This window comes from Arthrobacter sp. StoSoilB5 (genome assembly GCF_019977235.1).
Classification (GTDB): Bacteria; Actinomycetota; Actinomycetes; order Actinomycetales; family Micrococcaceae; genus Arthrobacter.
In genome coordinates, this window is the sequence record NZ_AP024646.1 from 1228215 (window position 1) to 1240454 (window position 12240).

Here is a 12240-nt window from a genome sequence, read left to right on the forward strand (position 1 = left end):
GGCGGATCGTCTGAGTAATGGCATCGGTGCCAACGATCTGCTGTCAAAAATATATGAAGAAGCGCGTCACGTCTCGTTCCTGGTTGACACATATATTGGGGACTTCTGTCTCACATGCAGTTTGGCCGGGTCACAGGCTGAGCTGTCGCCGTTGTAGCGGAACTCGAGTGTGTGAGGTGTCGGGGAGGACGTCCCCTAAGGCGACTGTCGCCGTCGTCGTATTTTCCTGGTGGCGGTTGGCACCCCAGACCGTCGTGGACGTTGTCGCTCGCTGGCAGGAACGGCTGTAGAGCGTCACGCGTCAAGGCCACGTCTCAGCGCTCTTTACGCTCGTCGCGTCACATATTGACTGTGACCCGCCTCACCGTCACAATAAATGAACGTTATTCATTTCCATCTTCCGTTGGCGAGTGTCCTCCATCGAGTGCTCACGAGCCAGGCCAGCACGTCAGGATCGCGGGAACCCCGCAGGTCCAGTCGCAGCTACGAAGTTTCGGCCTCGCCGTAGCTTCGTTAGTAACTCAGCATGACGACTTAGGATCCCCATGACCCCCACGTTTGAAACAGATACACCGGCAGGCGAGAAGCCTGTGGGGCCAACTTCCGCGCAGACCGCAAATCAGGGCTGGCGCCGCGTTCTCGGTGTTCCGTCGCTGGTCCTGGTCTACATGGTGCCGCTGACGATCTTCAGCACCTACGGCATCGTGGTGGAGCTGACGGGCGGGCGCCTCTCGGCCGCGTACGCCGTGACGCTTGTGGTCATGCTGTTCACGGCGCGCTCGTACGGCCGGATGTCGCAGGCGTTTCCGTTTGGCGGATCCGCTTACACGTATGCGACACGGTCATTTGGAGCCGGGCTTGGCTTTATGGCTGGATGGTCGCTTCTGCTGGACTATCTGCTTCTGCCGATGATCAACTACCTGCTCATCGGCATCTACATGGAAGCCGCATTCCCCGCGATCCCTGCGTGGGTGTTCATGATCGTCTCCATCCTGGCCGTGACGGTACTGAACATCCTCGGCATTACCGCGATCGCCAAAGCCAACTTCGTTGTTGTGGGACTGCAGGGGCTCTTCATCGTCCTGTTCGTTGCGCTGGGACTTTCATCCATTACCGGTGCCGGCAACCTCGACTTGATGGCCCCGTTCACCGGCGTCGATGGGGCCGAAGGCGTCTCGCCGATTCTGGCCGGCTCGGCGATTCTGTGCCTCTCGTACCTGGGATTCGACGCGGTTTCCACCTTCGCCGAGGAGACAAAGGACCCGAAGCGCAACCTGCCCAAGGCCATCATGCTCACCACTGTCCTGGCTGGCGTGATCTTCCTTGGGCTCGCGTACATCAGCCACCTGGTACTCCCGGTCAGCACGTTCAATGACGTGGACGCAGCGGCCATCGAGGTCATTGGGGCAGCCGGCGGAAACCTGCTGGTCGCCTTCTTCACCGCCGCATACATTGCAGGAAGCCTTGGATCGGCGCTGACGTCCCAGGCTTCTGTTTCGCGGATCATTCACTCGATGGGCCGTAGCGGAGTTTTCCCCGCTGCGCTGGGCAAACTGCATGCCCGGTTCCGCACGCCCGTGCTTCCGATTCTTTTGACGACAGCCGTTTCCCTGCTGGCTTTCGTGCTGGACCTGCTCACCATTTCGTCGCTGATCAGCTTCGGCGCGCTGGTCGCGTTCTCCGTGGTCAATCTCGCCGTCATCAAGCACTACTTCTTCGATGAGAAGGCGCGTGGTGCGCGGGGCGTGGTTCACAACCTGGTGTTGCCTGGTGTTGGCTTTGTGCTGACCATTTGGTTGTGGACGAGCTTGAGTGGATTGTCGATCGGCTTTGGGCTCGCTTGGGCCGGCGTGGGCTTGGTGTACCTGGCCTTCCTGACCCGCGGGTTCCGGAAGCCGGCGCCGCAGTTGGAGCTCGAGGAAGTTTAGAACCGCTGCTAGCGCCGACGTTTGGTGAGGCCTCAGCGGCACGTGCGTTCGCCGTCGTCGATGTTCTCCGTTGGCCGTTGCTTCGTAAAGCATCCTGTGGAAGCCTCGGAGTGATCCCGTCGCCGGGGTGACGGCGGGCGGACGAGAAGGAGCCCGGCATGGGACTCATCCACATCGACCTGTTCACTACGCTGGACGGCGTGGCGCAAGCGCCGGGCGGACCTGAAGAGGACCCGGCCGGTGGTTTCAAGTTTGGCGGCTGGCAGGCGCCTCTGTTCGATGACGTGGTCGGCGAGCAGGTCGAATCCGGGATGGTGGGGATGGACGCCCTGCTTCTTGGGCGCCGGACGTACGACATCTTTGCCGGGTACTGGCCGCACCAGGACGGGGGCATAGCGCAGCTGTTCAACCGGATTCCGAAGTACGTGGCCTCGCGCCAGACGCTGAACCTTGAGTGGGATGGCTCGTCTCTGCTCGGTCCTGATGTGGTGGCTGCCTTGAACGAACTGCGTGGCAGGCACGAACATATCCACGTCATTGGCAGTCTCGACTTCGTGCAGACGCTGTTCGCTGAGCGGCTCTTCGATCGGCTCACGCTTTGGGTGTATCCGATCCTCCTCGGTGGCGGGAAGAAGGTCTTCGCCGCTGGGGTGGTTCCGACAAACCTACGACTCATCGAGCCGGTGGTCGCCTCGCCGAAGGGTGCCGTGATGCAGCGCTACGCGTTGGTTGACGGGACGCCCGGGGTGGGGGATATGTCGGCGTAAGGAACGTGTTCACCGGTAGCGCTGCTGTCCTCTGATCCGCAGGCTCCACGGCAGCCATCGCAAATGGCGACGCCGGCCGAATTCGAGGCGGTCCACTACGCGCCCCCGGAACTCGTATGACTGCGGCACGGACCCTGCGCCGGTTCAGTCAGACCGTGGTGAGAGTCGACGGATACAACCAATTAGCTTGTCAAGCTCTTGACCGGGGCGGATCCCACCCTTAGAGTTCTGATATATGAGTCATATGTCACATGTTGCCGACCCCGACTCGAGGTTTTGATCTCGATGGGTCGGCGCGAGGGAGCCGGAAAGCAAGGCCTTGCCATATCCGTCTCGAACAGCAGTGATACATGACGACGCCGAAATCGTCTCGCGAGTCCTGCGCGGCCATATCGGCTGGCATCGAGCCAGTCGGCATCGTCCACCGGTCGCTAAGGGCTGCGGCTGTCCGTGCGTCTAGGAAACGGCGCTCTGGTGCCGTCAGCGGTTTGCGCTGAAGCCAGAAGGGAACAAATCTCAATGATCCATCCGACCAGCACGACGGCCTCCGTCGACACCTCCATATCAAAAGAGACCAGCTCCAAGTTCAAACGCCGCTTCATGGTGCGGCTTGTCGCAGTCTTCATCGGCGGGATGTTCCTCGACGGTTACATCCTCGGAATCATCGGCCCCGTCACCGGACCCATGCGGTCAGATCTCCAGCTCGACGCACTATCTCTGGGCATGATCGCGGCAGGCCCGCTGGTTGGCATCTTCGTCGGCTCCCCACTGGCCGGCTGGGCCACTGACAAGTTCGGACGCAAGCCCATGTTCCTCGTGGACATGGGCCTGTTCCTGGCCGCCTCAGCGGCCCAGTTCTTCGTAACCTCCGGGGACGGCGCCGTGATCCAGCTGGCCACCATCCGGTTCTTCATGGGCGTCGCGATCGGCGGCGAATACTCAATCGGTGGGCCATTGCTATCAGAGTTCTCCCCTCCAAAGCTCCGCGGGCGATTGCTCGGGCTGACCCTGTTCGCCTGGTACGTCGGCTTCATGATGGCATTCATCATTGGCACGCTACTGCACGACGCCGGCACTCCATGGCGCCTCGTCATCGGCACGAGCACTATACTCGCCGCCGTCCTGTTCGTCGCCCGCATCGGCCTCCCCGAATCGCCGAGCTGGCTCATCACAAAGGGGCGGCGCGATGAAGCACTGGCGATCGCACGCAAGTACGTCGAATCACCGCAAATGCATGACAGCATCACCGAAGAGATCAACCTGAGGATGGTACAGGAGGCGCAAGCCGCAAAGGACAGAAGCACCATCAAGAACGCTTCCTTCTCAATGCTGTTCTCGAAGCAATACTGGCGAACCACCCTCTTTACCGCAGGCTTCTGGTTCTGCGCGGTCACCCCGTACTTCGCGATTGCGACCTTCGCTGACGAGGTGCTCAACCAATTCGGGTTCGGCGGCGGCTGGGCTGGGGGCGTCGGCCTGTCCGCACTGGCGGCCGCTGGTGTTGTCACCACCGTGCTGCTGATTGACAGGCTCGGCCGGCGGATCCTCACCGTCCCGGGGCAGTGGCTTTGCGCCGGAATTCTGTTGGTCATTGGGGTCTGGGCGGACGCACCGGCCATCCTGGTTCTGGCCCTGTTCCTGGCCTTCTCCTTCTTCAATGCCGGCTACACAACGATGACCCAGGTCTATCCGGCCGAGGTTTTCCCCGGCCACCTGCGCGGCATCGGTATGGGCTTCGCCGCGGCCTTCAGCCGCATCGGCGCTGCACTCGGCACCTTCGCCCTGCCCTGGGCGATCGCCAATATCGGCATGGGCCCAAGCATGGTGGTGGCCGCCGTCGTGGCATTACTCGGTGCGGTCCTCTCGCAATGGCTCGCGCCTGAGACGAAGGGGCGCACCCTCGCCGAGATCTCAGCAGACTTCTCCCACTGACACCGGGACTACGGTGACTTCGAGTCAGAGCTAAGGCGCTCGGGCGGAAAAGGGGCGTCAGTGGTTGGAGGCCCGCCAGCCGATCCGGTCCGTGCTCCACTCCGGAGCCGAGAAGCTCATTGACGGCAACGTCCATGACGGTGTCGCCGACTTGCTGGGCGAGGTCGATCGTGACGTCGTCGAGCTCCGGGCATTGATTGGCGACAGCGTCAGCAACCTCACCGGCGTCTCTTCGCGGGCAATGCTGGAGGCGCTGGTTGGCGGTGAGCGCGACCCAGAAGTGCTGGCGGAATACGCGCAGAAAAGCATGCGGTCAACATCTTCCCCACCTCGGCGCATCTGGCCTCATGGGCCAGTGTCTGCCCCGGCTCGAATGAGTCCGCCGGAGACATCAAATCCACCAGAACCAGACCGGGCAATAGCTACCTGAAGGCTGCCCTGGGCACGACAGCGCTGATCCTGAACAAGGCCAGAAACCGAGCCGTCCGCCAGCTCAAGACCCTCGGCTACGAAGTCAGCCTCACGCCAGCCGGTGCATATCCACCCTTAACCCTCATGGGATTCCGACGTCTTATCGAACCGGGTAGCCGGGCTCTTCCGCGGCTTCAAGCACGTCCAGTGGCCACTGGGTCAGAAACGACCACGGCAGGTTCTCCTTACTGAGAAAGTTCACCCGCCCCCAAGGTGAAAGGGCGTTCGGACGGCCTGGGTAGAGATCGCGGATCGCTGAACGCTCGAGCTGCCAGGGGCCCAAAATCCCGCGCGAGCCAACAGAATCTCATACAGAATTCCACGTGTGTCGTGATCTCGCAGTGCTCAATTGGCTGCCGATGGTCAAATTGGCTGGGGGAGTCTGCATTCCACGCCCAGGCGTTCTGGTAGTTCCGAGAGATATTGTGCCGTCCCCCTCCATGTCTTCCCGGCGGGTATCCCCGCTTAATCTGGCCAAAAGACGAATACCCACGCCTGGTGTGTGGGCGATGTCGAGTGCATCCTCTTTTAGGTGATGGATTTCACTGCTCGGCATTAGGAGGAGCATCTGCGACAGCCGCTTGAGGTTGTTCAACAAATGCTTTCACCCGTTCGACATACTGTCGGCAGTGGAGCCTGTAGTGCTTTTCATAGTGATGGAAGTGGCCTGCGGCTTCAGTTGGCAGGCTGAAGTACTGCCCGTGTTCAAGAACCGTTACCCCGTCCGCTTCGCCTCGCAAGAAAGTCCGCCCACGCGCACGTGGATCCTTGTCACCCAGGGTCCGGGTAATAGCCAGTTCCAGCGGAATCTCTTCCACGACTTCTATGGCCGAAACATGCTCTAGTCCATCGCGCATCGAGATGAACACCTGGATCTCACCGGCTCCCTCCTCGCCAGGAGCTCGGAAGCCTCGCACAACATCCGGGGAAACCAGGACGCTGTTCTCCGCTGGCTTGATGAAGTCCCAGACCCGCTGTCTTGACGCATTGATAATGGCAGAAGCAGATACATAGTGCACGGTAGCTTCAGCCGCTGGCGGCGTGACCTTCTGGCGTTCGAACCAAGGACTCATGGCCAGAGTGTTTCATCGCCGGTGCTGACCGGCAAGCCGCAGTTCCGCAGTGGTCCCTCCCGGACTACGTCTTTTTGGGTGTTCCACTTCTAAGGAAGTGGGACGCGTTGGCATAACCAGAACTGCGGGCGCGTCGTCCCTTTGGTGTCATCTTTGGCGAGCGTTTCGCAGGGGCGTGCGAAATGTAACGTATGTGGTACGTTCCGTGACGCAGCGACCGGCCCGGTCATCAAGGCTTCCCTTAGTTGCCGCGACGGAATAAGCCAGCCCAAGGCTCACTGCTAGGTGCGCCGCTCATCCCCGTCCAGGTACTCGCTCATGGTGAAACACTTTGAAGCTCTGCGGGGAAATGTCGCGTACGACCAAGCATCCCCTGTAAGCCGAGTCTCGGCTTCGCCAATTCGAGCGACGCGGTTGAGACGGGTCGGATGCGATCCGGATTCTGCGACGCTTGACCCTTGGACGAGGCCGTCCACAGCTACCAAGCATCGAAGACGTCTTGAGCTGTCCTTAGCTACAATTTTCGGGCCCTCCAGAATGACGAGCTGTGCACCGGGGCGCGCGAAGGGCCTTGCGAGGTCCGGGACGAGGAACCCGACTTTGTAAAGGCGCTCATTTGACGCACCAGCGACCTCGACTTCCTCAAGGTGGATGCATAGCATATCGTCAGCCGTTGCCGGCACCCAGGTTGCACCTCGCTTCTCCCCCCCCGGGAAGACGCATGTAGCGGCATAAACTGTCGCCGTCTGGGGTGCAGTTTTGCGCCGGCTCTCCTCAAGAGTCAGCCATTACGTCGCAACCAAGAGCGGTCAATTGCATCGTCACGACACCGAAAAGTGCTTGAGGGTCTTTGGCCACAAAATTACAAATTCGTCGGCCTCGATGGGCCTGTACGCTGCCCGGGCATCTGTCCACCGTGGCTGAGAACTCAACGCCGTCATCACATCCGCAAACGCCTCCACCGGCCGTTCTGTGTGAACGAAGATGTTCATCTCGCCTGATCCAAAATCGTGCCCGTCCACCACTCCGTGCGATTCCGGGAGTTCCTCCAGAAGCAGGTCTTCCATCGCGATAAGTTCGTCGTAGTCAACCTCAGAGCGACCTGGCCATTGCAAAACGAGGATGTAATTCATAACTTCCTACCAAGATGAAATGCTGCAAAAATACTCAGAGCAAGGCTCCGAGTGGAAGCCATTGAAACAAGGACTCTTCAAGTCCCCAACACAGCTCGACGAGCTTTTTCCCATTTTCCGTGATGAGGTGCAAGATATGGCGTTGCGCAGAGGCTACTGAGGTGTCAGGCGGGGTCAGAACCGTCAATCGCCAAGGAGACGCACGGTGAAGGATCCTTCACCGGGCGCTGTTTCAGCGGTCATACCTCTTCGGAGTGCCAGTAGGAAAGCGCGGCAAATGCGGCGCCTCCGAGAATTCCGGTGGCAGCAGCCGTCACCCAGCGATCCGCATGCAGTACCAAGGGAAGAACACTGAAGAAGGCAAAGGTCGCGACGGATGTAGATACCAGTGCTACACCACCTGTGAACATCGCACGCCTCGATCGGGATGACGATTCTGGCACTACGCGCTCAAAGACATCGACGATTCCGGCAACGAGAAGTCCGAGAGCTGCTGTGGCTAGCGTGATGAAGAACAAGGCGAACAGAGCCCATAGGAGCTCCCCAAGCTTTATTGGCCTACCCCACCCCAAACTGAAGAAATAGACGGCCGATCCAGCCACCCCCAGGATGACGCCTAGCAAAAGCAAACGGGGTTTCAACTCACCGCGGCGCCACCACCCAGGGCGTGCAGGTTTTCCAACCATCGTCGAGCGCTGCCTTCCGGAGATTCTTGATAATCAGTCCAACGCCATCGCCGGCTAATTGGGAGCAATGCTATCGGACTACCTGCGGTAGCAGGAGCTCCCGCACGACTGCCCGTTAAGGGATCCCGCAACGCAGTCCACGGATAACAGCACCGGCACCGCCCGGGTCACCACCACCACCTATGCCCCGGCCACCGGCGCAGTTACGACGGTGACGAGCAAGAACGCTGCGCTGTGGACCACAGTCACGACCCTGGATTCGATCCGCGGGAACACCCTGAAAACCGTGGACCAGAACGGTCACGAAACCAGCGCCAAATACGACCCGTCCGGACGCGAAACCGGGTCCTGGGATATCCGCCGCCCACAGGCGAGCTATCCGATCCCGACGGTGGCCACGAGCTACAACGTCTCAGCGACGAGCCCGTCCTGGGTGAAGAAAACGGTCCTGAGCGGCCACCAGGACCAGACCACCAGCTACACCATCTATGACGGCATGGGCCGTGTCCGGCAAACCCAGGCGCAGTCACCTGGCGGCGGGACGATCGTCACCGACACAACCTACAACTCCGCCGGGCAAAAAGACCTCGAACGCAACGCCTACTACGTCTTCTCCGACCCGGACGGTGTTCTGGTCACGCCGACTATCGCGGTGCCCTCATCGACCCTGTATGAATACGAGGCCGGAGGCCGGGTCTCGGCTGTCCGGGCCATGGCCTGGGACAACGACGAAATCTCCAAAACCACCTACGCCTACACCGGGGTGGACACCACCACCGTGACCGTCACCGACGACACGGGCTTCACCAAGTCCCCGGTCACCACGCTCGTGAACACCGACGGCAAAATCCAAAGCCGGAAGTTGTATTACGGCACCACCGCGACCGGTTCAGCCGATGTCAGCTCCTACATCTACGACGCCCTCGGGCAGCTCACCCGCATGGGCGACGGCTACAACCTGTGGACCTGGGCTTACGACCCCGCAGGGCGGCAGATCGGCAGCGAAGACCCCGACACCGGTACAGGCACCATCGTCTACGATGCTGCGGGCCGGGTCGCGTCCCGGACCGATGAGTTGAACACGGTCACGAAGTACACCTACGACGTCCTTGACCGTGTCACCAAGCAGACTGTCACCGCCGCTGGCGGCACCGAGAAGACCCTGATCACCAACACTTACGACGGGTCCGGCACCTTGGGTGTGCTCTCCAGTTCCACCAGGAACAACGGCGCCGCCTTCGACCAGCCCGTCACGACCACGTTCACCGGGTTCGACCTGGCCTACACCCCGGGAACCACCACCACCACGCTCCCGGCCGGGCTGACCAACTTCAACGGCACCTACACGTTCACGAACACCACCACGTACACCGGCAAAACCGACGTCGCAGGAACCCCTGCCATCGCCGGCCTGCCGGCCGAAACTGTCGGTTACGGCTGGGACGAGTTCGACAACCCCGGAGAAGTCATCGGGTCCGGGAATATGTACGCCGGCAGCGGCATGTACAACCACCTGAACCAGCTGACCAAATACACCCAAAAGGACAACAACTTCTCCTCCGGCGCCAACACTGCCGGCAGCATCGATGTGACCTTCACCTGGGATGCAACGACCGGGCGTTTGGACAATTCCCAGGCAACCAACTACCTCGGCATCACCCCCCAGGACCTGGGAACCACCAGCTACGCCTACGACCCGGCAGGGCGGATCACCTCACGCCAGCAGGCCTACACCGCACGCCCATCATCACCGACCGACAACCAGTGCTACGCCTACGACCACGCCGACCGGATCAAAGCCGTCTGGACACCCGCCACCACCGCCTGCGGTACAGCACCGTCCACCAGTGCCACGAGCGTTGCTGGTCTCGGCGGGCCCGCACCCTACGCCCAGACCTACACCTACACCGGTGCCGGTGACCGGTCCCAGGTCAAACGCTTCGGATCCAACGGCGCCCTCGCCGTCACCGAAACCTACGCCTACCCCACACCCGGGACCGTAGGACCCCACCGGGTCCAGTCCGTCACCTCCGTCGCCGGGTCCACCACCACGCCACAGCCCTTCACCTGGGACACGGCAGGGCGGATGACGGGCCGTGCAGGACAAACCATCACCTATACCCTTGACGGGAAGGTAGATACCACTACCGGTACCAGCACCGTCCCGGCCAACCCGAACCCCAACGCGACAGCCGGAACACCACCAGCACCCACCACGGGTGCCGGGAGCACCGGTGCCCGGTACTACGACGCCGCCGGGAACCTGGTCGGCATCACCGACGGAACCGGAACCACCATCACCCTGGGCAGCATCACGGCCCACTCCACCCCCGCCGGCGTGAAAACGGCGACCAAGACCTACACCTTTGCTGGTAAAGTCGTGGCCCAACGCACCGCAACCAGTGCGGGCACGAAGGTCGCGTTCATCATCGGCGACAACATCAACACCGCCCAAACCATGGCACTGCCCAACACCACCGTCGGCACCGGGGCGGTCACCCTCGTCCGGCGTACCGACCCCCTCGGCCTCGCCCGCGGAGCCAACAGCACCGGAACCGGCACCGCCGCGTTCACCAACGCCGCGGCCGCCACCTCCGGCACAGGTACCAACGCAGCCAGCGCGTCAGGGTTCAGCGCAGCCAACGGATACATCGCCGGACTCGACGACACCATAAGCTCCCTCACCCACCTCGGAGCCCGCGACATGGACCCAGTCCTCGGTGTTTTCACCGCCCCCGACCCGATCCTTAACACCGAAGACCAACGAGGGTTCACCCCCTACACCTACGCCTTCGGCAACGTCATAAACGCCTCAGACTCCACAGGGCTCAAACCAACCTGCGACTGCGAAGACGACCGTAAGGGGACATACTCCACAGCTGAGTACGCATCGGGACCAAAGTTCTACGGACCTGAAGAAACCGTGCGTTTGGCTACACCGCCCTCGTCGGGCGTCGTGGGGGCTAAGCCCGCAGCTTCGCCGGGCGTCAGCAAGGCGCCATCGGCTCAGTGGTCTTACAAACACTCCTACCTGATCGGATCCTCTAACCTCACGAACGAAGAATTTTTTTCACAGGTCCGAAATCATTTTGGCGATATCTTCCCACCCATCTGGACTCCGTTCGGCGAACAGGGATCCGCGAAGCTGGAGCGCGCGGGCCAGCGCTTGACCACTCGATGGTGGGGCATGGACGGCATTCCCCTACTCGGCGATCTCGGAGGTGACGTTGTGGTCAAAGAAATTCACTCCACCGGTTACACCCTCGAACCCCTAGATGGGCATCCCGCCTACCCCGGATCCGTTAGTTTTGAATTCGACGAAGTGGACAAGATAAAGAGACTGACCGTTATGGGCTCCTCATCGGCTCCGGTTCCCACCGGGGACATACAATCCTATGACTTCGTGAGTCAGTTCTATTGGGGAACGTATCCGTTGAACATAACAAGAGACATCGTCCCGGAAGACTACCCACGCTATGTTGGCCGATAGACTCGCCAGTACGGTTGACGCGACGGATTGAGAGGCGACACTGCCGTGCAGGAAAAAGCAAACGACAACAATTCCACTAAGGCGCGGGCAATGAGACGAATCCGCTGGGTTGCTTGGAATTATGCAGGCATCTCAGCCTTGATCCTGCTCATGACGCCGCTGGTCCGCGACGAATCATTCAGCCTCTTTGCCGCATTGACTGCTGTACCCCTACTTGGCTATGTTTTCGCCACCGTCGGACGCATCAACGTGGAAGATCCGGTCGGGAACCCCGTCTCAGCTGCAATATTCCTCATTCTTAATGCCCTGTGGTGTTTTGTCTTCGTCTGGACGATTCTCCGCATCGCGCTTCAGGTGGGTTGGGCGATGGCTCCGATCCTGAGGTCCTTGAAGCGAAAGTTACGAAGAACTTGACGAGTTCCGGGCGCTTTCACCTCCCCGACCTGATCCTGAACACCGAAGACCAGTGAACCTTCACCCCGACACCTACGCCTTTTGAAACAGGGTGGTGCCGGAGGTGCTTGCCGCAGCACCACGATAATCATCACGATTGTCCCGAACCTTTGTGAAGAAGAAGAAAAGTCCCGATCAATTCCTCCCGGCCCACTTCAGGCCGCTGACTGCAGCCTGAGGGGAGTAGCACTGAAGCACGTATTGCTGCTGCTCGGAGGCCCCGAATTCGTACTGGTCTAACCGCCATCGATGGACTCCCCTGTTGGTGCGGCTGTTCTTCCCGCTGGGGTCAGGCTAGCAAGAGTGC

At 60.8% G+C, this 12240-nt stretch carries 9 protein-coding genes; 6 read left to right on the top strand and 3 right to left on the bottom strand.

Annotation, left to right across the window (positions count from 1 at the left end; genetic code table 11):
* Window positions 1–545: 545 nt before the first annotated feature.
* The 4 genes from LDN75_RS05700 (at window position 546) to LDN75_RS05715 (ending at window position 5057) form a co-directional block, all read left to right on the top strand.
* A complete protein-coding gene (locus tag LDN75_RS05700; protein ID WP_223936190.1) occupies window positions 546–1928 on the top strand; it encodes an APC family permease in 1383 nt (460 codons plus the stop codon).
* A 158-nt stretch (window positions 1929–2086) separates the two neighbouring features.
* Window positions 2087–2695 carry a dihydrofolate reductase family protein gene (locus LDN75_RS05705; protein ID WP_223936191.1) on the top strand — a complete coding sequence of 203 codons (609 nt, stop codon included), beginning with the start codon at window positions 2087–2089 and terminating at the stop codon, window positions 2693–2695.
* 519 nt (window positions 2696–3214) lie between these two features.
* Window positions 3215–4627, top strand: a complete 1413-nt coding sequence (locus LDN75_RS05710; protein WP_223936192.1) for an MFS transporter — start codon at window positions 3215–3217, stop codon at window positions 4625–4627.
* 64 nt (window positions 4628–4691) lie between these two features.
* Window positions 4692–5057: a hypothetical protein gene (locus LDN75_RS05715; RefSeq protein WP_223936193.1), complete on the top strand. Its 366-nt coding sequence runs from the start codon at window positions 4692–4694 to the stop codon at window positions 5055–5057.
* Window positions 5058–5640: 583 nt separating this feature from the next.
* On the opposite strand, the gene LDN75_RS05725 is transcribed toward LDN75_RS05715, so the two are convergent.
* The 3 genes from LDN75_RS05725 to LDN75_RS05735 all read right to left on the bottom strand — a co-directional run bounded on the left by LDN75_RS05725 (window position 5641) and on the right by LDN75_RS05735 (window position 7906).
* On the bottom strand, window positions 5641–6117 hold the full coding sequence (locus LDN75_RS05725) for an SRPBCC family protein (protein ID WP_223936194.1): 477 nt from the start codon (window positions 6115–6117) through the stop codon (window positions 5641–5643).
* A gap of 875 nt (window positions 6118–6992) precedes the next feature.
* Entirely contained in the window at window positions 6993–7304 is a 312-nt protein-coding gene (locus LDN75_RS05730) for a hypothetical protein (protein ID WP_223936195.1), read from the bottom strand.
* 239 nt (window positions 7305–7543) lie between these two features.
* Window positions 7544–7906 carry a hypothetical protein gene (locus LDN75_RS05735; RefSeq protein WP_223936196.1) on the bottom strand — a complete coding sequence of 121 codons (363 nt, stop codon included), beginning with the start codon at window positions 7904–7906 and terminating at the stop codon, window positions 7544–7546.
* Between the two features lie 295 nt (window positions 7907–8201).
* Here LDN75_RS05735 and LDN75_RS05740 point away from each other — a divergent pair, with 295 nt between their 5' ends.
* Together LDN75_RS05740 and LDN75_RS05745 are read left to right on the top strand one after the other, a co-directional pair.
* A complete protein-coding gene (locus tag LDN75_RS05740) occupies window positions 8202–11480 on the top strand; it encodes an RHS repeat-associated core domain-containing protein (protein WP_223936197.1) in 3279 nt (1092 codons plus the stop codon).
* Window positions 11481–11570: 90 nt separating this feature from the next.
* Window positions 11571–11894: a hypothetical protein gene (locus tag LDN75_RS05745; RefSeq protein WP_223936198.1), complete on the top strand. Its 324-nt coding sequence runs from the start codon at window positions 11571–11573 to the stop codon at window positions 11892–11894.
* The last annotated feature ends 346 nt before the right edge of the window (window positions 11895–12240 follow it).